The 25,889-nt window shown below is 32.6% G+C and carries 19 protein-coding genes and 1 pseudogene; 7 read left to right on the top strand and 13 right to left on the bottom strand.

The window, feature by feature from the left end; genetic code table 11:
• Positions 1–24 precede the first annotated feature (24 nt).
• On the top strand, positions 25–1,113 hold the full coding sequence (locus tag BJG89_RS01220; protein ID WP_096808148.1) for a flavin monoamine oxidase family protein: 1,089 nt from the start codon (positions 25–27) through the stop codon (positions 1,111–1,113).
• Between the two features lie 105 nt (positions 1,114–1,218).
• Here BJG89_RS01220 and BJG89_RS01215 read toward each other — a convergent pair whose 3' ends face one another.
• Positions 1,219–1,641, bottom strand: a complete 423-nt coding sequence (locus BJG89_RS01215) for an OsmC family protein (protein WP_157772534.1) — start codon at positions 1,639–1,641, stop codon at positions 1,219–1,221.
• Between the two features lie 353 nt (positions 1,642–1,994).
• The gene (locus tag BJG89_RS01210; RefSeq protein WP_096808146.1) at positions 1,995–3,284 is read right to left on the bottom strand and encodes a YhgE/Pip domain-containing protein; all 1,290 of its coding nucleotides are present in this window, start codon (positions 3,282–3,284) and stop codon (positions 1,995–1,997) included.
• Between the two features lie 159 nt (positions 3,285–3,443).
• Between BJG89_RS01210 and BJG89_RS01205 the strand changes: the two genes are divergently transcribed.
• From BJG89_RS01205 to BJG89_RS01185, 5 genes are all read left to right on the top strand, one after another.
• Positions 3,444–4,058: a TetR/AcrR family transcriptional regulator gene (locus tag BJG89_RS01205; protein ID WP_096808145.1), complete on the top strand. Its 615-nt coding sequence runs from the start codon at positions 3,444–3,446 to the stop codon at positions 4,056–4,058.
• Between the two features lie 480 nt (positions 4,059–4,538).
• Positions 4,539–5,363 carry a BglG family transcription antiterminator LicT gene (gene licT, locus BJG89_RS01200; RefSeq protein ID WP_096808144.1) on the top strand — a complete coding sequence of 275 codons (825 nt, stop codon included), beginning with the start codon at positions 4,539–4,541 and terminating at the stop codon, positions 5,361–5,363.
• A 303-nt stretch (positions 5,364–5,666) separates the two neighbouring features.
• The gene (locus BJG89_RS01195) at positions 5,667–7,625 is read left to right on the top strand and encodes a beta-glucoside-specific PTS transporter subunit IIABC (protein WP_096808143.1); all 1,959 of its coding nucleotides are present in this window, start codon (positions 5,667–5,669) and stop codon (positions 7,623–7,625) included.
• 27 nt (positions 7,626–7,652) lie between these two features.
• A complete protein-coding gene (locus BJG89_RS01190; protein ID WP_096808142.1) occupies positions 7,653–9,083 on the top strand; it encodes a 6-phospho-beta-glucosidase in 1,431 nt (476 codons plus the stop codon).
• A gap of 24 nt (positions 9,084–9,107) precedes the next feature.
• Positions 9,108–10,559: a glycoside hydrolase family 1 protein gene (locus tag BJG89_RS01185; RefSeq protein WP_096808141.1), complete on the top strand. Its 1,452-nt coding sequence runs from the start codon at positions 9,108–9,110 to the stop codon at positions 10,557–10,559.
• A gap of 102 nt (positions 10,560–10,661) precedes the next feature.
• Here BJG89_RS01185 and BJG89_RS01180 read toward each other — a convergent pair whose 3' ends face one another.
• The 10 genes and pseudogenes from BJG89_RS01180 to BJG89_RS01135 form a co-directional block, all read right to left on the bottom strand.
• Positions 10,662–11,933: an amidohydrolase family protein gene (locus BJG89_RS01180; protein WP_096808140.1), complete on the bottom strand. Its 1,272-nt coding sequence runs from the start codon at positions 11,931–11,933 to the stop codon at positions 10,662–10,664.
• Between the two features lie 389 nt (positions 11,934–12,322).
• Positions 12,323–13,492 carry a penicillin-binding protein PBP4 gene (gene pbp4, locus BJG89_RS01175; protein ID WP_096808139.1) on the bottom strand — a complete coding sequence of 390 codons (1,170 nt, stop codon included), beginning with the start codon at positions 13,490–13,492 and terminating at the stop codon, positions 12,323–12,325.
• 64 nt (positions 13,493–13,556) lie between these two features.
• Complete coding sequence (locus tag BJG89_RS01170; RefSeq protein WP_096808138.1) at positions 13,557–14,234, bottom strand: M15 family metallopeptidase; 678 nt, start codon at positions 14,232–14,234, stop codon at positions 13,557–13,559.
• 385 nt (positions 14,235–14,619) lie between these two features.
• Positions 14,620–16,119 carry a glycosyltransferase gene (locus BJG89_RS01165; RefSeq protein ID WP_096808137.1) on the bottom strand — a complete coding sequence of 500 codons (1,500 nt, stop codon included), beginning with the start codon at positions 16,117–16,119 and terminating at the stop codon, positions 14,620–14,622.
• Positions 16,120–16,275: 156 nt separating this feature from the next.
• Positions 16,276–17,766, bottom strand: a complete 1,491-nt coding sequence (locus tag BJG89_RS01160) for a glycosyltransferase (protein WP_096808136.1) — start codon at positions 17,764–17,766, stop codon at positions 16,276–16,278.
• A gap of 413 nt (positions 17,767–18,179) precedes the next feature.
• Positions 18,180–20,195 (bottom strand): glucose-specific PTS transporter subunit IIBC, encoded by a 2,016-nt coding sequence (ptsG, locus tag BJG89_RS01155; RefSeq protein WP_096808135.1) that lies wholly within the window; start codon positions 20,193–20,195, stop codon positions 18,180–18,182.
• A gap of 189 nt (positions 20,196–20,384) precedes the next feature.
• Positions 20,385–21,218 (bottom strand): glucose PTS transporter transcription antiterminator GlcT, encoded by an 834-nt coding sequence (glcT, locus tag BJG89_RS01150; protein ID WP_096808134.1) that lies wholly within the window; start codon positions 21,216–21,218, stop codon positions 20,385–20,387.
• 436 nt (positions 21,219–21,654) lie between these two features.
• Positions 21,655–21,936: pseudogene (locus BJG89_RS01145) on the bottom strand (cation efflux transmembrane domain-containing protein); the annotation flags it as partial.
• A gap of 252 nt (positions 21,937–22,188) precedes the next feature.
• Positions 22,189–22,611, bottom strand: a complete 423-nt coding sequence (locus BJG89_RS01140) for a carboxymuconolactone decarboxylase family protein (RefSeq protein ID WP_096808133.1) — start codon at positions 22,609–22,611, stop codon at positions 22,189–22,191.
• A gap of 122 nt (positions 22,612–22,733) precedes the next feature.
• Positions 22,734–23,615: a LysR family transcriptional regulator gene (locus BJG89_RS01135; RefSeq protein ID WP_096808132.1), complete on the bottom strand. Its 882-nt coding sequence runs from the start codon at positions 23,613–23,615 to the stop codon at positions 22,734–22,736.
• Between the two features lie 117 nt (positions 23,616–23,732).
• On the opposite strand from BJG89_RS01135, the gene BJG89_RS01130 reads away from it, so the two are divergent.
• Complete coding sequence (locus BJG89_RS01130) at positions 23,733–24,509, top strand: 3-hydroxybutyrate dehydrogenase (RefSeq protein ID WP_096808131.1); 777 nt, start codon at positions 23,733–23,735, stop codon at positions 24,507–24,509.
• Between the two features lie 291 nt (positions 24,510–24,800).
• On the opposite strand, the gene BJG89_RS01125 is transcribed toward BJG89_RS01130, so the two are convergent.
• Positions 24,801–25,688, bottom strand: coding sequence for a 5'-nucleotidase, lipoprotein e(P4) family (locus BJG89_RS01125; protein ID WP_096808130.1), 888 nt, complete (start codon positions 25,686–25,688; stop codon positions 24,801–24,803).
• Positions 25,689–25,889 lie beyond the last annotated feature (201 nt).

The raw sequence follows: 25,889 nt of genomic DNA, 5'->3' as shown, positions 1-25,889 counted from the left end.
AAGAAAGGTGTTTTAAGTAGGCCATTGCAGGTATTAATTATCGGAGGCGGTGTCGCTGGGCTGCGTATCGGCACTTTACTTTCAGAAAACAATATCTCTTTCAAAATTGTAGAATCACGAGAAAGATTGGGCGGAAGAGTGCTAACTAAACACGACAATACCGAAGACTATTTTGATTTAGGCCCCACGTGGTATTGGCCAGAGACCGAAAAGCATATCGAATCCCTATTAAATACATACAACCTTTCTACAATCGAGCAATATAATGAAGGCGACAGTTTACTAGAATTATCTCAAAATCAACTACCCAAACGTATTGCTGCTTCTAATGTAAATAATAGAAGCAAGCGAATTGTAGGCGGTGTTAATGCGTTAGTAACAGCATTAAACAACCATATTTCTGACGATCATATTATTTTAAATCATAAAGTTGAGTCAATTTACCAAGAAAATCAATCATCTTATTCTGTTGTTACTTTAAACCAATATAGCCAGACACATGAAACATTTCATGCTGATATCGTTGTCTTAACTGTGCCACCTAGATTAGCCCTTAATTCAATTGATTTTAGACCGCCTCTCCCAGAGCCATTACAAATGGACTTACTTAATAAACCGACTTGGATGGGTGCGCAAGCTAAAATAGTGGTGACGTATCAATATCCTTTTTGGAGAGATGAAAATCTTTCTGGTAATGTCGTCAGTTGGGCAGGCCCATTAAGAGAAATTTATGATGCTACTACATCTTCTGGCAAAGCTGCATTATTTGGTTTCTTCAGTCTTCCTCCTGCTGAAAGAAATTCAAAATCTGAAGTATCGATTAAAGAGGGATTCATTCAACAATTAACCAAACTTTTTGGTAGTCAAGCACAAGCATATGAACAGATTTTATATAAAGATTGGTCTCAAGATGGTCATACTGTAACTGAAGGCGATAAACTTAATATCGAAAGTTTTCCGAGTTATGGTCCGCCGCCAAAATATTTCAGCAATATGCTTTTTGCTGGCACAGAGTACGACGCTGTCCATGGTGGCCATATTGAAGGCGCATTGTCCTCAGCAAATCAAATTTCCCAGGAAATTAGAAATATAGTTAGCTCATCATCAAAATAAAAAGTGGGACAAAAATCATATTTTTATAAAATGATTTCGTTGTCCCACTTCTTATTTATAATATAGTTCAAACGTATTTGGCGTTTTTAGATCCTCAATATGCGTTTAGCTATTAACTTCCCCTTGAATACGAATAGATACATCTGCTTTTTTTAATAACTTACCAATCGTACATCCTCTGTCAGCTATCTCAAAAAGTCGATTTACTTCTTCAAAATCTTTTTTGTCTGCGTTTTCAGGTAAAGTGATTTTAGGATAATGTATAAATTCGAATGCTTTGTTTTCTAATTCTTTAATTTCAGTGTCCATTTGTACATCTACTACTGAAATCGTTCTTGCTTCAATCGCATACATTAATGTAATGATATAACATGATGCTGCTGAACTTGCTAACAATTCTTTTGGTGTCGCGCCTTCTCCAGTGCCACCTGATTTAGTTGCTACTGCAATCTTTGCATCTAAATGCTCCGTTTCTACTTTTCCAAACCCTTTAATGTCACCGTTCCAATTTGTTTTTATTACAGCCATGATAATGTCCTCCTTTTTATTATTTGTAAAGCGTGGCATACCATAAATTTAATACAAAATTCATTTATTAGTAATAAAATTTGTTTTATTATCATATCAGCACGCATTAAGCTTAAAATTTCATTGCCTTTATCACATATTGAGTAATTATAAAGGCTATTTAGATAGTCATTTATATCATAATTAAAATGAAACTACTTACTATTACTTATATTATTCCCATTAAATCATTTACCAATCTTTATTATTCATTTTTTAAACATATATATCTATACATAAAAAAACGCTAAAACGATTAATCAAAAAGCGTTTTAACGTTTTTATGCATTATAGATTAAGCAAAATATTAAATTTTATGATGGCACCTCTGTACGTTTGGTACTATGCTTTCTAATTGCTGCAGCTATCACTGTAGAAGCAGCGCCAAAAATCATAAACCCAATAAACATCCACATCGTTGTATCTAATTGGATACCTTCATGTAAATATAAAATCTCTCTTAATGAATTGGCATAATGCGCAAATGGGTTCCATCCAACAATATATTTTTGATAGAAATCAGGTAACATTTGTTTTGGTAATGTCACTAATTGCATACTGAAAAACATTAAAAGGAAAAAGATTGGTATAGATTTTAAACCGAGCCAAGTCATCGTACCTAATATAAGCCCTACAAACCCCATAATTGCTAGAGCAACAAATGTAGCTGTCGTATTTGTGTTGTTAAAATCAAAGCCCAGTACAACTTCCATAAAGTAAATGTATGCAAACGCACCTACAAATGCCGTAACGATCGTTATAGCAATTTGTCCTAATGAAGCAATCATGCGGTGATGTATTGCAATATTATTACTCGTTCTGAATGCAAAAAAGAGCAATACTGAAATGAGAATAGAACCCATCCATACTGGCATAAACATTAAGAATGGACCATTGCCACCTGCTTGATGACTACTTATTTTATTTATTTTTTCACTACTTACGTTAACTGGATGCGTTAAACTTTGAACGTCTGATGCTTTTACATCAACATCTTGTTTTTGTAGTATAGACAAGCTTTGTTTTGTAATTTGTTGGTTTACGTTATCACCCATACCTTCCAATAATTGAGAAGCCATTTGCGATATTTGTCTCCCTCCGCCATCATTGACCATTGTTTTAAAACTCGCTTTTTGAGTTGTTATTTTCTGGTCGCTTCCAGATTCTGTCATTTTTTCCTGCATTTTTTTCGCTTGCTCTGCTGGTACCTCTCCAGATTGAACTTTATCTTTCATTTCTTGTTTTTTAGCGTCCATAACTACATTTTGTGTTTTACTTAGTGCATGTTTTGAAAAATCTTTTTCAATAATTGCTGCACCATAATATTTTTGATCTTTCATGCCTTTTTTGATATCTGCTTCACTATCAACTTGAACCCATTTAACCGCATCTGAATTGCTGTCCATTAATTTATCTTCTAAATGCTTACCTATATTAATATTTTTTCCTTGTATGTCAGTACCTTTGTCTTGGTTGACTATTGCCATCGGAATATCTTTAGGTTTTGGATTAAATGCTGGGTAAAAAGCAATTGAAAAAATAACAAATATTAGAATAGCTACAATAGGTGCAAGCCATAGTAATTTACTTTTAAAAATATTCATCTATCGTCCCTCCTATTTAACAAACACAGTGTTGAATATTTATCACTTTGTCTATTATAATAGGAAATAAGCCGTATACAATAAGCAATGATACGCAAGTCGTTCATTAATGAACACTTTATCTATAAATGTCTATTAAATATAAAGGAGTTTCAATTTATGCCAGAAGATAGACGTGTCCGGAAAACACAAAATGCGATTAAACAAGCGTTGATTCAATTATTAAATGAAAAAGATTTAGATAAAATAACGATCAGTGATATTACTCAAAATGCTGATATTAACCGCGGGACTTTTTATCTTCATTATGAAGATAAATATATGCTTTTAAATAAGATGGAAAATGAATATATTGAATATTTATCAAATACACTAAATACAAAGGATAAATTCTATGTTGGTATGGATGCTAAAGCATTTGCACGTATCTTTACCGAAGAAAAATTAAAAAAAGTTGTACTTCACATCGATGCCAATTTCGAGTTTTATAAAACCATCTTTTCATTAGAAAGACGTAGTCAATTAGAAACAAAATTAAGCCAAGTGATTTATCAAAATATGAAAAAACATATCGCAACTAAAGATACGATAGACGGTATTCCGCTAGACTATTTTCATAGTTATGTCTCAGGTGCGACGATATCTTTTATTAAATATTGGGTCAAAGATAATCGTAGAATCGACCCTTACACGTTAATAGACAGTCTAGTCAAAATTATTTTTAATGGCCCATTAAGACTAATGGCGAAAGAACAATATAACGTTCGCGAATGATAAGTTAGATTATTGTTGAAAGCCAATGCTCCAGTTAATTTCATTATTATAATTAACTTGAAAATAGTAATAGCGTTTTGATTCAACATCATAACATATAAATTATTTTAATAAGTGCTGTTTAAGGACTTATTATTTATCTATGTACACTTTCAAACTTGAAACGAAGCAAAAAACACTTTTTTAAAATGGTTGCATCGACCATCTTATTAATATGACTAGTAAAAAGAATACAAGCACTAGCTTCATGATAAGCATCTTTAAAATTAAAAAACGTGTTTTAAGTAAAATGGTTTTTAAAATTCGTACTTTTAATAAACGCATTTTCATTGCAATCAGCAATTGTCTACACGATATTCACGGCTAAGTGACTATTTATAGCTCAATTTTCATGCTCAAAATATTTTGACTACTGATCATATTCTCGGCTATATTTAATGTATTATCATTTCAAAATCACATAACTAAGGGAATGTTTTTATGAAAATCACTAAAATCTTAAACAATAATGTTGTATTGTCCAAGATTAATGGGGAAGAACGTATCGTTATGGGAAACGGATTAGCGTTCGGCAAGAAAAACGGACAACAACTAGAACGTTCAAAAATTGAAAAAGTTTTTCGGTTAACGAGTGAAGATCAAGAACGCATGTTAACTTTATTAAATGAAATCAATCAAGATGTGCTTTTAATTACTGAAAAAATTATAAAATCGGCAAACCAACTTTATGAGTCACCCGTTTCAGAAACGATTTATATTGCACTAACTGATCATATTAATTATGCAATTGAACGTACGCGTGATGGTTTTGATATTAAAAACCCATTACTTTATGAAATACGTTCACTATATCCAAAAGAATATGAAGTAGCTCAAAATGGATTACACGAGATTAATCATTATTTCAACGTTACGTTACCAAAAGATGAAATTGGATTTATTGCTATGCATATTGTGAATGCCAGTTTAGATGAAAATATTGCCAATATTTATGAAATCACTAAAATCATTAAAAGTATGCTTGATATCGTTCGTTATCATTTCAATCTTGCTATCAACGAAGATGAGCTAAATTACTCTAGGTTTATGACACATCTTAAATTTTTTAGCCAAAGACTAATTAGTCATCAATCTTTAAACGAAGTTACAGATGAAAGTCTACTAGAAGCTTTAAAGCAAAAGCACGCTAAATCAGATGCTTGTGTAGATAAAATTGCAGACTTTTTACTCAAACATTATCATCACCAATTATCTAACGACGAACGCGTTTATTTAATATTACATATTGCGAGATTGCTAAAGTAATCGATGTAAGCGTTGACATATTTTTTTATAGAGGCTATACTGTATTCAAACTTATATTTTGTTACTTTTGACGTTGCTATCAACGTTTGGGGTTGTAACTTTAAGTAGGCAAAACCCAGAGTAATGCATTACGAACCTAACTAGAGGTCCGTATGTGTATTATTCTGGGTTTTTTTGTTTTTATTTAGCTAAAGCTAGCCTAGATATTTGTTTTTAAATAAATTACGTTAATTGATTGGCCACAATCGACGTATTAAACTTATTTATCCTTTAAACAAAACGAAAATTGAGGTGAATTTATCAATGAAATATGAAGATTTAGCAAAAGATATCGTAGAAAAAGTGGGAGGAGAAGAAAATATTAATTCTCTTACCCACTGTATTACACGTTTACGTTTTAAATTGAATGATGAAGATAAAGCTGATACAGAATATTTAAAACAGCATGATGAAATCGTCACAGTAATGAAATCAGGCGGACAGTACCAAGTGGTGATTGGTAACCATGTCCCTGATGTATACGATGCAATTACTAAAATAACACGTTTAGGCTCAGATAATGAAAATCACACACAAGAGGCTAATTCAGGTAATATGTTAAATCGATTTATTGATTTAATATCTGGTATTTTCCAACCTATTTTGGGCATTCTTGCAGCTGCTGGGATGATTAAAGGTTTCGCTGCACTATTCTTAGCACTTGGTTGGTTAACTGAATCATCTGGTACCTATCAAATATTATTTGCATTGGGAGATGCATTATTTTATTTCTTCCCTGTATTTTTAGGTTTTACTGCTGCTAAAAAATTTGGCTCAAATCATTTTATTGGTATGGCCATAGGTGCAGCCATTGTATACCCTTCATTAGTATCTGCAATGGAACTAGGAGCTAAAGGAGCGCATATACTTTTTGCTGGTACCATTTTTGAAGTAGAGTCAAATTTATCATTTCTAGGTATACCAGTTATATCTATGACCTATACATCAAGTGTTATTCCTATTATTGTTGCGATTTATTTTGCAAGTATCCTTGAACGTAAATTGAAACGTATTATTCCAGATGTTGTTAAAACATTCTTTGTTCCATTTTTCACTTTACTCATTATTGTTCCACTGACTTTTATAGTGATTGGACCTATATCTTCTTGGATCGCTAATTGGATTGGTTCAGGAGCAATAAGTATCTATGAATTAAGCCCTATATTAGCTGGTTTATTGCTAGGTGCTTTTTGGCAAGTATTTGTTATATTTGGAATCCATTGGGGGCTTGCTGCAATTATGATTAACAATGTTTCTATCATTGGGTATGATATTATATTCCCACTTATTTTTGCAGCATCTTTTGCTCAAACTGGTATTGTTATTGGTATTTTCTTAAAAACAAGAAATACTAAACTGAAATCAATTTCTTTACCAGCTGCTATTTCTGGCTTGTTTGGTGTGACTGAACCTGCAATTTACGGTGTTACATTACCTAGAAAAAAACTCTTTATTTATAGTTGTATTATTAGTGGCTTATTTAGTGGATTTGTTGGTTTCGCAGGTACAAAATTATACTTTATGGGCGGACTTGGCATTTTTGGTTATACCACATTCATTGGCGATAATGGCTTAGATTCTACGTTCTGGGCTATTGTAGTTGCTTCACTATTAGCCGTGGTTGTCGGTGGTATCGTTGGTTATATTGTCCATTCTGATAAAAAAGAAACTAAAGTACAAGCTACCGCACCAGAATCAGAACAACCTAATAATGATCAAAATAGTAATGATACAGTCAATGCCATAAATGAAAATATACCAGAACCCAAGGATGACTTTATTGTTGCACCTGTGCCCGGTGAGATGAAAAAGCTTGAACTTGTTGATGATCCAGTATTCTCATCTCTTGCAATGGGTAAAGGCGTCGCTATTAAACCTTCCTCGGACATCATCGTGGCTCCGTTTGATGCAACTGTAGAAAGTCTATTCCCTACTGGGCATGCAATCGGTCTGAAATCAAAAAATGGGACAGAATTACTCATTCATATAGGTATTGATACAGTGAAATTAGATGGTTTAGGCTTTGAACCATTAGTAAATCAAGGCGATATCGTTCAAGTCGATCAACCGCTTATACAATTTGACTCAGAAACAATACGCAACCATTCATACGATGACATCGTCATGGTTGTAATAACCAACACAAACGAAACAAAAGACGTCGTTATACAAGCACAAAACACAATTAAAGAAAAAGACTCGCTCATCTCTGTTATTTATTAATTTCAAAAATTCAAGGAGGTCAATGATATGTCAGTATTAGGTAAAGATTTTTTATGGGGCGGCGCTATCGCTGCCAATCAAGTTGAAGGTGGATATGATAAAGCTGGTAAAGGACTAAGTCTTGTAGATTTACTTCCTGCAGGAGAAGCACGAAAAGCACCACTATTTAATCCAGCTAAAGGGTTAAATAACAGTTTTGATTTTTACCCTAGTCACCAATCTATTGATTTTTACCATCGTTATGAAGAAGATATCAAATTATTTGCTGAAATGGGATTTAAAGCATTACGCTTTTCAATTTCTTGGCCTAGGATTTTCCCACACGGTGATGAAACTGAACCGAATGAAAAAGGTCTAGCATTCTATGATAAGGTATTTGACACTTTAGAAAAATATGGTATTGAACCGATTGTTACTATTAATCATTTTGATACGCCCTATTATTTAGCTGAAATTTATGGTGGATGGTATAACCGTAAAACTGTAGATTTCTTTTTAAATTACGCTACTGTCCTATTCAATAGATATAGTCATAGAGTTAAGTACTGGATTACACATAATGAAATCAATATGATTTTGCATATTCCTTATATTGGTGGCGGTTTAATTATCCAGGAAAATGACAATAAAAACCAAATCATGTACCAAGCTGCCCATCACCAACTTATTGCCTCAAGTCTTGCTACAAAAATTGCTAAAGAAATTGATGAAACAAACCAAATTGGCTGTATGTTAGCAGCTGGTGACGTGTATCCCAATACGTCACATCCAGATGACGTCATGGCTGCACTATCAAAAAATAGAGAACAATATATATTTATAGATGTTCAATCTCGCGGTGAATATCCTAGTTATAGTAAACGTATGTTTGAAGATTTGGATGTATTTATTGAAAAACAGACTGGTGACGACGAAATTTTAAAAACATACACAGTAGATTATATTTCATTTTCTTATTATTCAAGCCGACTCGAAAGTGGAAATAAAGAAATTAACCAAAACAAAGAAGCTGGGAACGCCTTTGCTTCACTTAAAAATCCTCATTTAGAAGCGTCAAATTGGGGCTGGCAAATCGACCCAGTGGGGTTAAGAGTAACAATGAATCAGATATACGATCGCTATCAAAAACCATTATTTATCGTGGAAAATGGCCTAGGTGAAATCGATAAAGTCGAAGAGGATGGCAGCATTCATGATACTTATAGAATTAAATATTTAAGCGAACACTTAAACCAAATGATTGAAGCGGTGAAAGATGGCGTACCATTGCTTGGATATACTTCGTGGGGTTGTATAGATTTAGTTTCAGCAGGTAGCGGTGAAATGAAAAAACGCTATGGCTATATTTATGTTGATCGAGATAATAAAGGGCATGGCTCTTTAAATAGATTACGTAAAGATTCATTTTATTGGTATCAACGTGTTATTCAAAGTAATGGAGACAACTTATCATACTAATTTAAATATAAAGGAGTATTAAATATGGGAAAAATCAAAGGATTTAAAAAAGGATTTTTATGGGGCGGCGCTACAGCTGCTAATCAAATCGAAGGTGCGTATAATTTAGACGGTAAGGGCTTATCTAGTGCGGACTTCACAGAATATATTCCTAAAGACCAGCGTAGCGGAGATAATAATATGGAAGTAACATCCGATTTCGTTGAAAAAGTTACTTCCGGACAGTATCAAGGTCGCTTCCCTAAACGTGATGGTATAGATTTTTATCATAACTATAAAGAAGATATTAAACTATTTGCTGAAATGGGATTCAAAGCATTTAGGATGTCCATCAATTGGGCACGTATTTTTCCAAAAGGCTACGAAAAAGAACCTAATGAAGCCGGTCTCGCTTTTTATGATGATGTATTCAAAACATTAAAATCATATAATATCGAGCCTGTTGTAACGCTAAGTCATTATGAAACACCTTTTGGTTTAACAGAAAAGTATAATGGTTGGATAAATCGTAATGTCATTAATCATTTTGTTAATTACGCTGAAACTGTTTTTAATCGTTATAAACATGACGTAAAATACTGGATAACATTTAACGAAATCAATGTTATTAATATTTCGCCTTTCACAGGTGGTGGTATTATTTCAGATAAATTAGATTATCCTTTAGCAGCTTCATACCAAGCGCTGCATCATCAATTTGTAGCGTCTGCACTAGCTACTAAAAAACTAAAAGAAATAATCCCGAATGCCAAAATGGGTTGCATGATAGCCCGTATGAAACATTATCCATATACTTGTAACCCACAAGATGTTTTAAAAGCGCAGCAAGAAGATCAAATGAATTTAATGTATACTGATGTACAAGTTAGAGGTGAGTACCCTAACTATTACAAACAATTTTTAGCAGATAACGGAATTGAATTGGATATTCAAAATAATGATTTAGATATCATTAGACAGCATACAGTTGACTACTTATCATTTAGTTATTATATGTCTATGTTATCTTCTGTTTCTCCTGAAGGACAAACTACGCAAGGTAATTTAATGAACAGCTTAAAAAATCCTTATCTAGAAGCGTCTGATTGGGGTTGGCAAATTGATCCGATTGGTTTAAGAATTGTGTTAAATGAGCTATGGGATCGTTATCGCGTGCCATTATTCATTGTAGAAAATGGTTTAGGCGCAGTCGATGAAGTGGTTGATGGCGCAATACATGATGACTATCGTATAGATTACTTAAGCAAACATATGAGTGAAGCTAAAAAAGCTGTTCAAGATGGTGTAGATTTAATTGGTTATTTATCTTGGGCGCCAATCGATTTAATTTCTATGTCTACAAGCGAAATGACAAAACGTTATGGCTACATTTATGTTGATCAAGACAACTATGGTAATGGCAGTATGAAACGAATAAAAAAGGATTCATTTGAATGGTATAAAAATGTAATTTCAACTAATGGCACATCATTATAATACATTCCATTTATGAGCGGGCACTGTTCTAGTGCTCGTTTTTTTATAAAAAATACCAACGACTTAAGCGTTGGCATTATCTAAAAATTAAAAGTACGTATATTATTTTGTTTTGCGATCAATATCTAATTCGGTTGTAAATTTGGGTGTTTCTTTTTTAAATAAATATGATCCATTCCGAATAGATGCAATACAATCCACACGTCGACGTTGTGCTTCAAATACATTTGGGGCATCCAGTACAATAAAGTTCGCTGGTTTCCCTTCAGATAATCCATAAATATCACCCAATCCCATTAATTTTGCTCCATTATAAGTAATTAAGTCAAAATTACGTGGAAAATCTTCTTCGCGCATTAATTGTGTCGCATGTAAGCCGTTATCTAAGATATTCATTAAATTACCAGAGCCAGCTGGGTACCATAAATCAACAATTGAATCTTGCCCAAAAGCGATATTAATCCCATTATCTACAAATTCTTTAACACGCGTTAATCCTCTTCTTTTTGGATAAGTATCTTGTCTACCTTGTAAATATAAATTTTCAGTTGGACAAGAAACAAAATTCAACCCAGATTGACGGAATAACCCCATCATACGAAATGCATAAGCATCATCGGCTGAACCAAACGAACAAGTATGTGAAGCTGTGGTTGATTGACCGTAACCTTGTTTCATCGCTTCTGCATTTAACTTTTCTAAGAAACGCGCTTGTGTATCATCCGTTTCGTCACAATGGACGTCAATTAATTTATCATATTTAATAGCAAGCCTAACGATTTCTTTAATGGATTCGACCCCTTCTTCTGGGCTCCATTCATTATGTGGGATACCTCCAACACAATCTGCACCTAACCGTAAAGCTTCTTCAACTAAGTCACGCCCCGTTTTACCTTCTTCTTTAAAAGAGTACATACCATTTTGTGGAAACGCTACGACTTGAATTGTAATATTATCTTTTAATTCATCTCTTACTTCAAGCGCTGCTTTAATACCAGTTAAGTTTGGATCCGTACAATCTGTTTGTGCACGAATGTACTGTGTTCCATAACCTGCAACATCATTCACTGCTTGGCGCATACGCGATTTCATTTCTTCTTTTGTCGTGCCTTTCTTATAATCATTCCATAAATCAATAGCCTCAAACAATGTGCCAGAGGTGTTTTTGATTTGCGGATCTTGTCCTGTAAAGTAGTAATCTAAATGAAGGTGAGCATCAACATACGGCGGCAAGACTAATGCCCCTTCTAAATCAATAATTTCATCGGCTTTACCAAGATTATTGCCAAAAGCCTTGAACTTACCATTTTCTACTAAAATTTCTGACGCCTTATCATGTTTATAAATTGATACATTAATGAATTTTTTACTCATTAATCAAACCTCCTATGCTTTTCTACCATAAGCCTTGAGAGACATTTAAGCAATTGATTTCCCAGGCAATATATTTTTTGTCCCTCTCTCAGTTTCCTCGTACTATAAATGCTTTAACGACTTAGGATATAATAAAATGCTGACACATACCATCGTTAAGATGGCGTATCAACGTTTTATTTAAATGGACGGCACAGTTTTATAAAAATAAGTGCTTACTTGAATCATCATTTAATTATCATCTGTGATATACGCTTTAATTAACTAGACGTTTTCATAAGGAACCTTACGTTTTATAACGGTATGGGCGGTTAGTATATTTTTTTAAAACTACAATGTTTCTAACATACATTATTTTGAAGTTTACTTTGTAATGTTTAATTCATGTTTTATCTAAATAAATTTTTGAAAAAAGCCGTGAATTTGTTTTCCTCTTTCTTCAATGAAACATCTACCTTTGGCGCGTGTGTACCCTTAATAAATTGCCGTTTATAAGACACGTATGCTTTGCCTTTTTTATCCACATTCAATTTCACGTTCTTCATCTTTTTAGGGACAACGTCGTACAAATCATTTTTGACATGATATGTTTTATCGTTAATTTCATGTTCGCCTTCGCTTAATACTTTTCTATATTCATATTTATCAAATTGTTTATTGATATGTTTATTAGCTATTTTATGACGTTCGTTTTTTGCTTTATTGCTTGGGAAAGGCTTAACATTTAAAATGGCTTCATTAAGACGCAAACCATCACGTTTACTCGTTAACGCTAGACTGTAGCCTTCATCACTGGTCCCCGTTTTTAAACCATCCGCCCCTTTTAAGTCAAACCGTTCTCCTTTTAAAGAAAGATTTTTAGTTTTCAATTCTGTATCAAATTGATTATCTTTCGTCTTAGAACTATACGTTAAAACCTCAGGATGATCTTTTAATAAGTGTTGCATTAAAATTGTCATATCTTGTGAAGTTGTCTGAGTCTTACGCTCTTTTTTATATTTTTCAGGCGCATATTGATGTAATAGTTGATTATCTGCACCTGTAGGATTTACAAAATGCGTATGTTCCATACCAATCTTTTTAGCTTTATCATTCATTTGATTTGTAAATCTCGACGTTGAACCAGCTATTTTTTCACCTAAAATCAGTGTCGCTGCATTACTTGATTCTAAAGTGATCTGTCTTAAAAATTGATCAATAGTATAAGCCTGTTCTGCCTCTAAAGGGACGCTTGCTAAATTAGGTAACTCAGACATCTTTTCATAATCTGGCGTTATCTGTATTTTGTCTGATGCTTTTATATCCCCATTTTCTATAGCATCAAAGGTCAAATACATGGTCATCATTTTAGTTAGAGAAGCTGGATCTGTTACTTTGTCATCATTAGATTGATAGAGAATTTGACCAGTTTGAGTTATCACACTAACGCTTTCTGGTTTATATTGGTCACCATATGTATCTTCGGGCGTTGCTGATTGAGCTATTGCTGAAGATGTTGGTATCATCATAGTTAAAGAAAGTATACAACTTAGAATCACCACGCTTATTTTGTTTAACACTTATGTTCATCCCTCTCTCAGTGATTTATAATAAGTAGCCAAAATACCTTAAATGTGAACCGTATTATTTTGGGTATAAATCTAAATATTCCTCTAATGTTTCGCGATGATTATATAGCGTTTTAGCTGTATCTTTTCCTACATATCTTATATGCCAAGGCTCATATTGATAACCAGTTATATGCGTTTTGTCCTTAGGATATCTTACAATAAACCCGTATTTATGCGCATTACGTTTTATCCATTGTCCTTCTTCTGTTTTACCAAATGATTCTTTGAAGTTGGTATCTGTGTTCTCAGAAACAACATCATATGTCAAACCAGTTTGATGTTCTGAATGACCTGGTTTAGCACTATATTTATTGGCAGCTTCTTCTCCATCTCTTTGAACATAACGATTAAATAATTGTTCTTGAGTTTGATAACTTCTAAAACCACTTGCACTTGATAAATGATATCCTTTCTTATTACCGGCGTTTAATAATTTATGTAATGCTTCACGGGCCACTTCGTTCTCACCCGGGTTAAAATGTTCTGGTAAGGAAATATCTTTATTTACAATTAAAATCTCGTCGATATAAGTAACACCGTTCTTAACTGTTTTATTATGTTCACTTTCTTTTTTTTGACTTTGCTGTTTTTCATGTTTTTTGCTATCTGTATGACGGGGTTCACTCTCTTGGTTCGAGCATCCAACTAAAATTAAACACAACATGATAACCAATAATTTAAACTTATTCATTGTTACTCCTTCAGAAAATAAATTTAAAACTAATATAATACACAATATAATAGTTAAGCAATTAATTGCATTCACCATTAATATAACACGCGGTACACAAGAGACAAAGTTTTTGCTAGCATTTTTATCTTTTATTATTAATAATAGCAAAACTATAACGGTTAAAACGTTATTTCTTTTTTAATAACATATGATTTATAAAGACAAAAGAACTTTGTAGCAATAGCACAAAAATGACATAAAATATACCAATCTCTTGTATGCTAAAAAACAGTTACCATCCTGAGTTTGAGAATGGCAACTGCTTTTACGTTATATATTCAAATTGTTAAGTTGAATGTTTAAATTATTAATAAGTAGACTTTATAAAAAATGTCTATAATATTTATTTAGTATACCCTATATCTTGAAATAGTTTATTATAGTTTTCTACAGCTTTTTTATGACTTAGTTCTGATCTGGTCTCAACGTGGTCAAATGGCTCTTCTACAGTTTTCACCATATATTCTGTAAAGGCGGTAATATCGTCCGGTTCAACTAGATAACCATTTTCCCCATGTTTAATAATTTCTGACGGCCCATACCTCACATCATAAGAAATTACTGGACAGCCAACTTCAATACTCTCCATTACAGTTAACCCAAACCCTTCAAATTTGCTTGTTAACAATGCAGCTTTTGATTTTTGGAACTCTTTTAAAGGCGTATTTGTATATTCATTAATCTCTACTTTATCTTGAATACCAAATTGCTCGATTAAGTCTAACAATGCTTCTTTCTGCCCGTCTTCATCTTTTCCAAATATTGCTAATTTCATATCATATCCATTGTCTAAAAACTGTTTATATGCCTTAATTAAATGATCTATTTGTTTAGCTTTACCTAACCGTCCTAAATAGATAAATCTATTTAATTGCTCAATATCATTATCGCGCGGATAGGGCTCCATGGAATGGGGTATAATTGCAAAACGATGCTGATCAATCGCTGTTTCTTTTTGGATATCATAGGTTTGCTTATGTGTTAATATAATATACTTTTCAACTTTGTCAGAGTGTTCTAGTGCAAATCTATAAGAACCTTTGATTTTTTCTCCATTTAGATGACTACTATGAAATACTAGAATATTTTTCGTAGCATTGGATTGCGTTAATAATGGTTTATCTAATAATCTTGCATCATTAAATACGATGTCGTTATCATTAAAACGTTGTCCAAAATAATATTTAAATAAATCCCTCTCATTACTAAAAGCTAAATAAGGTCTGCTATTGTTGTATATTTGTATATAGTCTAACGTGTTATCTTTATCATTTTTAAAAAACTTTTTACAATATACATTTTCCTGTGTGTCAAAATATACTTCGTATGATTTTGCAAACGGGTTATGTATATAATAGATTTTTCGATGTAATTGACCAAACATATTATATTCCCAGCGTTCTAATCTTTTTTCACTAATTGGCGACATAAAATCTTCAAATTGTAGAACATCACTAGACTGATAATATTTGCGATAAAGTACAAATTGATTTTCATTAAAATAGCGTATGACACTTCCATTTTTTGACGGTTTATCCGTTAAACCTTTGATTTTACGATTTGTCGTTTGATATTTTGGTTGATTTTTAAATTTCTTTTTAGGTGTCTCTAATAGTTTAAAACCACTCAACCAATCATATAAATTTTCAAACTCTGTATTTTTGGTTACTTTTCCCTCATTAATGAATTTTTCATATACTGAAGGATAATTTGCGTTATAGTTCGTCGTAAAAATTTTATTGGTTATACCTAATTCCGTATCCATTAATTTAATACGGCTTAACAACGCTTTCGTTCTACCACCATGTACTGGCGGCAATGTACTTGTCACTGTATAAATCATGCTTTTCCCTCATTTTCATCCCTATTATTTATTACTTTATACTATCATTTTACATTTTTTAATACGACAATATCAGAAAAGTGTTTTCTTTTAATCGATAGTAATTACTAATCAAAATAATTGAGTTTAATATGTTTATACTGTATTAAAATGCTTTTATTTAGTATAGCCGATGTCTTGAAAAAGCTTTGTATAATTTTGAATCGCTCTATCATGGCCTAGTTCTGGTCTTGTGTGTACATGAGTGAGTGGATTATCTATTATCTTAGCCATATAATCTGCAAATGCTTTAATGTTATTAGGTTCAACCAAGAATCCGTTTTTATTATGATCGATAATCTCTGAGGGCCCATACCTAACATCATAAGAAATTACTGGACAACCAACTTCAATACTCTCCATTACAGTTAATCCAAAACCTTCAAATTTGCTTGTTAAAAGTGAGGCTTTTGATTTTTGAAACTCAATTAAAGGGTTATTTGTGTATTCATTAATATCTACTTTGTCTTGAATACCAAATTGTTCGATTAAATCTAACATTTTCTTTTTCTGTCCCGCTTCATCTGGCCCAAAAATTGCTAATTTTGTTTCATATCCATAATCTAAAAATTGTTTATAAGCTTTGATTAAATGATCTATTTGTTTTTGAGCCCCTAGTCTGCCTAAGAAAATAAATCGATCTAATTTCTCTACTTTGTCAAGAGATTTATAAGATTTAATAGAGTGCGGAATCACATTCAAACGATTTTGTTCAAGAGATAGCTGATTTAAAATATCTTCTTTTTGTTTTTCCGTTAATAATATATATTTTTCTACTTTTTCAGAATGGTTTAAAGCAAATTTATAAGCATTTTTAATATGTTTACCATTTATATGACTATTATGAAAAACTAAAATGTTTTTAGTAGCGTTCGTTTGATTTAACAACGGCCCATCTAATAATCTTGCGTCATTAAACACTACATCGTTATCACTAAAACGTTGTTCAAAATAAAATTCAATCAATGCTTTTTCATCACTAAAAGCTAAATAAGGCCTGCTATCCTTATAAATTTGAATGTAGTTTAATGTATCAGTATCAAAATACTTTTTACAATATATATGTCCCTTCGTATCAAAATACACTTCGCATAATTTTAAAAAAGGTTTATGGGTGTAGTAAATCTTTCTATGCAATTGACCAAATTCATTATATTCCCAACGTTCTAATCTTTTTTTACTAATGGGTGACATAAAATCTTCAAATTTAATCACATTACTATCTTCGTAGTATTTTCTGTATAATACATAATTTTCATCATCGTAATATCTCATAACATTTCCATCATCATAGCTTTTATTTTCTAAGCCTTCAATTTCACGATTCATTGTTTGATATTTTAAATTTTTTTTAAATTTCTTTTTAGGTGTCGTTAATAAATTAAAACCACTTAACCAATCATATAAATTTTCAAACTCTGTACTTTTCGTTACTTTTCCTTCATTAATGAATTTTTCATATACTGATAGGTAATTCGCATTGTAATTTGTCGTAAAAATTTTACTCGTTATACCTAATTCCGTATCCATTAATTTAATACGACTTAATAACGCTTTTGTTCTGCCACCATGCACTGGTGGCAATGTACTCGTTACTGTATAAATCATGCTTTCCCCTCATTTTCACTATTGTATTTACTTAAATCGTTATGTTTCATGTTACGATGCTAGTAAATTAATTATTTATTTTGAATGATTTAATAATTATGTCCTATATATTATAAACTACCATGTATAAAACATCTAATATTATTTAAGCTTACATTTATTTTCAAAAAAGTAATATTTGAATATCTAATTAAATATTTAAGTAATCCGTCATTTTATTTTTTGCGTATACTACTCATTTAATTTCTATTACCTTACTTTTAAATTCTAATAAATAAGCAACGCTTTTCATAAAAAACACTCTCGTACCAATTCATTTTAATATGAATTCAACGAAAGTGTTTTTAACTTCCTTCTCCAAATAGGATTTAGTGCAACACATCTATCATGTATTAAGCAGATTACTTATATTATTATAATTTAATTAAAACTTGGCCTAGATCGACTGTGCCATCACGTGATGATTTAATGTCGTGTTCCCCAGAATTTGTGACAATAACTGGTGTAACATCGCTTTTCGCATTTGCTTTAATATAATCTAAATCAACTGTCATAAGCATTTGACCTTTTGTAATCTCTTCGCCTGACTCTACATGAACTTCGAAACCTTCTCCCTTTAATCCAACCGTTTCTAGACCGAAATGAATTAATACTTCTATACCTGCTTCAGATTTTAAACCTATCGCATGTTTGGTAGGGAATACAAGTTCTACTGTTCCATCGAATGGTGCAACAACTTCCCCATTTTCAGGGTAAATGGCAATACCATCCCCCATTAATTTATCACTAAATACTTGGTCAGGAACTTCACTTAACGGTACTACGTGACCCTTAAGTGGCGCATAAATGGTTTCCCCTTCAATAGCAACTGTTTGATTCGTATCTTCATTTTCAATTGTCGTCTCTTCAGGTCTGGTAATGTTACCCGCCATAATTTGTGCCATATCGTGTTTGATTTGATCTGATTTAGGCCCAAAAATAGCTTGCATATTATTACCGACTTCTAATACGCCCGAAGCGCCTAATTGTTTTAACGCTTCCACGTCGACTTTAGATTTTTCATTAACTTCTACTCTTAAACGTGTAATGCACGCATCAAGATGTTTAATATTTGCATTACCACCCATTGCATCTAATACTTTAAATGGTAACTCATTTACTGATACGGTATTACTTTGCAGTTCTTTATCTTCTCTACCGGGTGTTTTATAATTTAATTTTTTAATAATGAATCTAAATATAAAGTAATAAGCAAACGCATAAACGATACCTACTGGAATGACAAGCCACCATGCTGTCTTATTTGGTAAAATATTCAGCAGTAAGAAATCAATAAATCCACCTGAGAATGTATAACCTAAATGAACATTTAACACATACATAATCAAGAAGCCAAATCCGTCTAAAACTGCATGAATAAAGAATAAAAGTGGTGCTACAAATAAGAATGAGAATTCTAATGGCTCCGTAATACCTGTTAAGAATGAAGTTAAAGCACCTGATAACATCAGCCCACCAACTACTTTACGATTTTCTTTCTTTGCTGAGTGATAAATCGCTAGTGCTGCGGCTGGAAGTCCGAACATCATCACTGGAAATTCTCCACCCATAAATTTACCAGCAGTTAATGGCACGTTTTCAGTAATTTGAGCAATAAAAATACGTTGGTCCCCATGGATGATTTGTCCTGCAGCAGTTTTAAAGCTACCAAATTCAAACCAAAATGGTGCATGGAAGATATGGTGTAAACCAAATGGAATCAATAGACGTTTAATAAATCCAAATAAAAACACTGCTATACCAGTATTTGAATCTAATAAACCTTCACTAAACGCATTTAAACCATGTTGAATCGTTGGCCAAATCCACGCCATTGGAAACGCTAGTATAAACGCGCATGTTGCCATCATAATGGGTACAAATCGTTTACCAGCAAAGAATCCTAAATAACTCGGTAACGAAATATTATAGAATTTATTATAACACCATGCAGCAAGCGCGCCGATAATGATACCACCGAAGACACCTGTTTGGAGTGTTGGAATACCTAATACGCTTGCATACCCACTTGCTGCGTCATTGACATTGTCAGGTGTAATACCTAAAAATGCGCCCATTGTCTTATTCATAATCATAAAACCAACAAACGCAGCGATTGCAGCTACACCATCGCCCCCAGCTAGACCAATGGCCACACCTAACGCAAAGATCATTGGCAAATTATCAAAAATAACAACACCAGCGCCCTCCATCATTTGCGCTACATGTTGGAAACCATCCGCTTTAACAAAAGGTATATAGGATTGTAATACTTCTCCTTGTAAAACCGTACCAAATGCTAATAACAAACCAGCAGCTGGCAAGATTGCAACAGGTAACATGAGTGCTTTACCTATACGTTGCAGCTGACCAAAAAATTTCTTCCACATACTGTATAATCCTCCATTTTCAAGAAACTCTATTTATTTCATAAACTGAGCTATGAATTTATGTGCGTTTCTATGTATTTGCGTCAAAACAAGTTTAAAGACACAAAAAAAGGCATGAGTAAATAAACTGAGCTTTTGCTCGGTCTAAGTACTCATGCCTGATCGAATCAGTTACACGTGCTTCATTTATTATTGTGTTAAGTGGTTGATATGAAGTGTCAGATATACAACTTCCGCTTCATATACTGTTACACCTAATTGTTTTTGCATCATTTTCATTATCTTGACCGCTATATTATAGCACAAGGGGTAATGCGCTTTCAACATATTCTCAAATTCAGTTTGTGACTTGATCGTCTCGCCTTTACTAAGTCTTCTAATTAAGAATTGAACATGCCTAATAAAGCGTTGATATTGTATAGATGACATATCTATAGATTGATGTAAATCATGCTCTATAATTTGAATGCATTTGCTAATTAAATCATTAATATGATTCATTTGGCTAATCGTTAAATTTTCCATATTAGACGCAATATGTAATGCAATAAAACCAATTTCGTCTTCTGGGAATTGAATTGGTAACACTGAATTAAGTTGGTGAATAACTGAAGCGGATATTTTATATGCTTCAGGGTACAAGTGTTTGGTTTCCATCGTAAATGGATTACTAATATATTGGTTTTGTTTCAACCGTTTATATGCAAATATAATATGATCTGTTAGTGAAACAACTAAATGATTACCGTCAATTTCTATATCTGAATTGGTAATCATATTAATTGCATCAATAACCGCTTGGATAACAGCGTCATCTGCTTCTTCAATGAGCGCTTTATAATGTTCTTGTTGTGTCTTATGTTCCAATGCATAAATTTTTTCTATCATTGCTTCGTCATCCACGACCATCCCAGGTTTCTTATTAAAACCGATACCTTTGCCAATAACTACTACTTCTTTTTGCTGACGTGTACAAATAATAACATTATTGTTTAATGGTTTTTTAATATGATATTGTCCCATCATAAACACCTTTCTTGGTTAATGCTTAAAATTATATAGTTTATTTTAATCAATTAAAACTATGATGATGTACGTTTTTATTAAAATGAAAGATATGCCATAAAAAATACCCAAATCGCATACATAAGTGCAACGTTAAACTCATTTCCATCTTTACACTTAATAACTATTTGGGTAGTTATCTGTTAAAAAGTAATCGTTTTAAATACCATATTAAACGTTTATTTCTCCAAATTCTCAAAATACTTTTGGAATGACTATTAAATTTAAGATTCTCAATTTGTAACGTGGTATGTTTCATGTGATATTGATGCTCTAATAATCGAGATATATTATTATATGGTTTCATATGCTTTCTCTTCAGAAGCGCTATCAAACACTACATGAGCGCTCAAAAGGAGGGTGTTCTGTGGTGATAACATGGTTAGTGCTAAACATTCAAAAAAGCAGCTCGTATTTTCAATCTCAGAAAGCCAAAGATAAGCGAACAGTTGATTTTTCCAGCCGCAAAATAAATAGCTACCATAGACAAGCTCAATGCTAAAACGTCACTTAACATATGAAATGAATCTAATATCAACGTTAAAATGTTGGAAACCATGCCACCGATAAATATTACTACTATAAATATTAATGTGATAATTAAAGTTATCCATATTGTAAATTTAGAGTTTTGCTTTGTTTTTCTGTAATCAAAGTGATGAAAGTATGCTCCTCTACGCTTTACATACCCCTCCTATTGGCTTTATACAACAAACTATTTTTATATGTATATATACAGTTGTTACAACCCATTTATATTATAAAACGTTTTAAAAATCATTTGTCATACTATTATATTATTTATTTTGGCCAAAGTTTACCATACACCGTCCCAACACTCGCAATATAATATACATGTTCTCCAATCATTTAATTATAAACTGTTTATTAAATATAGCAGGTAATATATTGTCATCCATCTGTTCAATTATAAGGATTGGGATTGTTCTACTTTACGTGTATCAACGGAAATATCTCTGTCCGCAAACACTTTTTTAGCTACAGTTAAGGCATTTAATACACGTGGAAATCCAGTATATGGTATTAATTGTGTGATGACTTCGACAAGTTCTTCTGCTGTCACCCCTGACGTCAATGCGGTATTCATGTGTAACTCCAATTGCGGTTCCGTACCTTGTGTAATCAACGATGATACTGTCACCAATGCACGCTGTTGGTTGGTTAGCCCGTTACGTGAGTATATGTCACCGTATGCGAATTCCATGATATATTTTGATACATCTGGTGCAATATCTTTAAGATTTTCAGCTATCTGTAAATGTGTTGTGCCTGTTTCTGATGTATATGTCATTAATTTATCTATACCTTGTTGGTATCTTGTCTTTTCCATCGTTTATCACTCCCATGTATTCATTCAAATCTATCTCTGAACAATTAATACTATAAGATTGAACAAACGATTTGTTAAATACATAATCGTCATCATTGCTATAACTCATAGTTATAGTACATCTAAAGATCACTATCTAATATATAATCAATCAAAGCTTGAGTAGCAAAAGAACGATGACTGCCTTTTTTTACAATAATACCTACTTTCCAAGGTATATAAGGATCGGTGATGGGTAATGAAATGATTTTCTCTTTATTTATTTTGCGATTAAGTGAGCCAGGAAAAAAAGTAATCCCCAAGTTATTCTCCACCATATCTTTGATAAAATCCCATTGCGAACTTTTATATGCAATATGCGGTTGAAAACCGAAATCATTACATTCCTGAATAATACGATCATGCATTGTAAAGTCTTCAGTAAATAAAATCATGGGCTCATCTTTAACATCCATCATTGAAATCTCAGAATGATTTGCAAGTACATGAGACTTGTGCAAAAACAACATCAATCTATCTTGAGTCAATGGAATAACATCAAAATCATTTTGGTCCACAGGTAACATCACAATACCGCAATCTAAATCTCCTTTATCTACAAGATGAATTACGTTGTTTGTCCCCTCCTCTGTTAACGCCACTGTTATACCTGGATAGGCTGAAGCAAACCCCTTCATAATATTAGGGAAAAACATAATTCCAATGAGGGAAGGCAAACCCATTTTAATGTGACCGCTTTTAAGCATTGCATTATCTTCTAAACTTGAAATTAACGTTGAAATTGTATTAAGTATTTGTTTACCATATTGATAAACAATTTCTCCAGAATCAGTCAGTCTTACACGTTTATCTGTACGGTCTAACAATTCGACACCAAGTTCTGTTTCAAACGCCTTAATTGTTTTACTTAACGCTGGCTGGGAAATATGTAATGTTTGAGATGCTTTGGTAAAACTACCTTGTTGTGCAACTTCTAAAAAATAACTGATTTGGCGTATTTCCAAGTTTGTTCCCCCCTTTCACTATTACTAAAAGTTATACCTTTGATTATATTTATTCATTTTACTTATCATTTTTATAGATGTAAACTAAACATTATAAACAATGATGGAGGGATAGATATGTTAAAAAATAAAGTAGCAATGATTTCAGGATCCGCTAGTGGCATCGGGTTAGAAATTGCTAAAGTCTTTTTAAACGAAGGTGCAAAAGTCGTGTTTACTGATATTGATCAAGATAAATTAGACCATGTCGTTCAATCATTTCAAACAAAAAACTTTGAATGTATAGGTATTGTAGCTGATGTTTCCGATGAAGAAGATGTTAAAAAATTAGTAAATCAAACTGTAAAACATTATGGCCGTATTGATATATTAATCAATAATGCAGGTTTGCAACATGTAGCAAATATAGAAGATTTTCCAACTGATAAATTCAAACAGATGATCGATATTATGTTGGTTGGCACTTTTATTATGACTAAATATGTGCTACCTATTATGAAAAATCAGCAATATGGGCGTATCTTAAATATGTCTTCTATTAATGGACTTGTCGGCTTTTCTGGCAAATCTGCTTACAACAGTGCCAAACATGGTATTATAGGTTTAACAAAAGTGACTGCTTTAGAAACCGCACAAGACGGCATTACTGTCAATGCAATATGCCCTGGTTATATTGATACGCCACTCGTGCGTGGCCAGATGGAAGATCTTGCGAAAACGAGAAATGTCAGTATCAAGCAAGTATTGGATGAAGTGCTATTTCCGTTAATTCCTCAAAAACAACTAGTTGATATACAAGAAGTAGCTGATTACTCTGTATTTATTGCCAGTGACAAAGCTAAAAGCGTTACAGGTCAAGCCATCGTTATTGACGGCGGTTATACAGCACAATAATCTTCTCAACCTAAAAGTCTATTGGCATAGTTCGAAACAGCATGTCAATAGACTTTTTTATATATTTTATTTTTTCACGTGAAACACTTCGTTCATTTTAAACTCATATAATCAGTTGTTTTCATTAATTGACTATAGTGAACTCAGGCATCTGAATACTGCCCCGTTGGTTTTCAATCTTACTTCTTCAATCTATGCTTATTCTATCTCTATCCTAAAATGGATCAAGCTAGTTTTCGTTTAATCCAATAAAGGCCATACCATGTAACGTGTTTCCATTGTCTCTCTTTATTATTCTACTTCGCCTGTGGATGGGTTAAACTGTTTAATAGATTCTTTTCTTAATGCGTCTTTTTGTTCATCGCTAATATCAAAGTCGTTATTATACAATGTGCCTTCCCAACTACCATACATAGGATTTGGGAAAATAATGTATTTCTTACCAAATTCGTCTTTGTGTTTTTGCACAAATTTTTCACGTTCTTCAGCAGTAGGTTTTTTAGGTTCTCCAAAATCTAACAAGTTATCACCAAATAACATAACTAACTTATGGTCTTTTTCTACTGCTTGTCTACGTGATTCTTTACTTTTATCATTTTTACCTTTTAACAAAATATGATCTTCTGTTGCTTGTGGAATACCCTGCGCTTTTAAATTCTTTTGTGTCGCTTTAAAATCTTTGTCTTGGTCTCTATCAGAAATATAATAAATAGCTATCCCTTTTTGATCAGCGTATTTTAGAAATTCCTTTGCACCATATACAGGTTTCGCTGTTGCAGCTTCTACCCACTCGTGCCAACCTTCTGGATGTACTTTGTTATTTAAGGATGCATAACCTTGATAAGGAGAATTATCTAAAACTGTTTCATCTAAATCTAATGCGATTGCAAGTTTATGATCCCCTTTATTCTTTTTAATTTCTTTATCTAATTGGACTTGGGCGCTGTTATACCCTTGCAAATACAATGCTTTTGCTTCAGCGGAATTTTGATACCATGAAACAGCCATCGTATTTTCAGTACCTAAATTCACTTTTTCTTGCTGCTGATCCTGTTGTTCAACGACCGGTGCACTGCCCCCACTAGCGTTAGCAATTGATGTGTATGTAGAGAGTGGCGCAGCAACTGAAAATACCGCTGACAGTGAAAATGTCACAACATATTTTGAAAATTTATTCATATACTCACCTCATAAAATTTGATATATATTATATTTTAAAGAATATATTAATTTAAACAAAATGTGAATAGTTACTTTAAATATTATATTTTTCACATTGCCATAAGAAATATTTCATAGCTCTTTTTTGTAAATACACGTTTGCGTTGATCATTAAAAAAATTATTGCTAAATATATAATTTTTTTCCATTCTTTTTCTT

Source organism: Staphylococcus nepalensis (assembly GCF_002442935.1).
GTDB classification, from domain to species: domain Bacteria; phylum Bacillota; class Bacilli; order Staphylococcales; family Staphylococcaceae; genus Staphylococcus; species Staphylococcus nepalensis.
This window is presented reverse-complemented; position numbering and strand designations above follow the sequence as displayed.

Excerpts from the sequence above, each read along its gene's own strand:
- BJG89_RS01170 (WP_096808138.1), bottom strand. The coding sequence starts at position 14,234 with ATGAATAAGTTTAAATTATTGGTTATCATGTTGTGTTTAATTTTAGTT.
- licT (WP_096808144.1), top strand. The coding sequence starts at position 4,539 with ATGAAAATCACTAAAATCTTAAACAATAATGTTGTATTGTCCAAGATT.
- BJG89_RS01165 (WP_096808137.1), bottom strand. The coding sequence starts at position 16,119 with ATGATTTATACAGTGACAAGTACATTGCCGCCAGTACATGGTGGTAGA.
- glcT (WP_096808134.1), bottom strand. The coding sequence starts at position 21,218 with ATGGGACAATATCATATTAAAAAACCATTAAACAATAATGTTATTATT.
- BJG89_RS01210 (WP_096808146.1), bottom strand. The coding sequence starts at position 3,284 with ATGAATATTTTTAAAAGTAAATTACTATGGCTTGCACCTATTGTAGCT.
- BJG89_RS01185 (WP_096808141.1), top strand. The coding sequence starts at position 9,108 with ATGGGAAAAATCAAAGGATTTAAAAAAGGATTTTTATGGGGCGGCGCT.
- BJG89_RS01130 (WP_096808131.1), top strand. The coding sequence starts at position 23,733 with ATGTTAAAAAATAAAGTAGCAATGATTTCAGGATCCGCTAGTGGCATC.
- BJG89_RS01160 (WP_096808136.1), bottom strand. The coding sequence starts at position 17,766 with ATGATTTATACAGTAACGAGTACATTGCCACCAGTGCATGGTGGCAGA.
- ptsG (WP_096808135.1), bottom strand. The coding sequence starts at position 20,195 with ATGTGGAAGAAATTTTTTGGTCAGCTGCAACGTATAGGTAAAGCACTC.
- BJG89_RS01140 (WP_096808133.1), bottom strand. The coding sequence starts at position 22,611 with ATGGAAAAGACAAGATACCAACAAGGTATAGATAAATTAATGACATAT.
- BJG89_RS01180 (WP_096808140.1), bottom strand. The coding sequence starts at position 11,933 with ATGAGTAAAAAATTCATTAATGTATCAATTTATAAACATGATAAGGCG.
- BJG89_RS01215 (WP_157772534.1), bottom strand. The coding sequence starts at position 1,641 with ATGGCTGTAATAAAAACAAATTGGAACGGTGACATTAAAGGGTTTGGA.
- BJG89_RS01195 (WP_096808143.1), top strand. The coding sequence starts at position 5,667 with ATGAAATATGAAGATTTAGCAAAAGATATCGTAGAAAAAGTGGGAGGA.
- BJG89_RS01125 (WP_096808130.1), bottom strand. The coding sequence starts at position 25,688 with ATGAATAAATTTTCAAAATATGTTGTGACATTTTCACTGTCAGCGGTA.
- BJG89_RS01190 (WP_096808142.1), top strand. The coding sequence starts at position 7,653 with ATGTCAGTATTAGGTAAAGATTTTTTATGGGGCGGCGCTATCGCTGCC.
- BJG89_RS01205 (WP_096808145.1), top strand. The coding sequence starts at position 3,444 with ATGCCAGAAGATAGACGTGTCCGGAAAACACAAAATGCGATTAAACAA.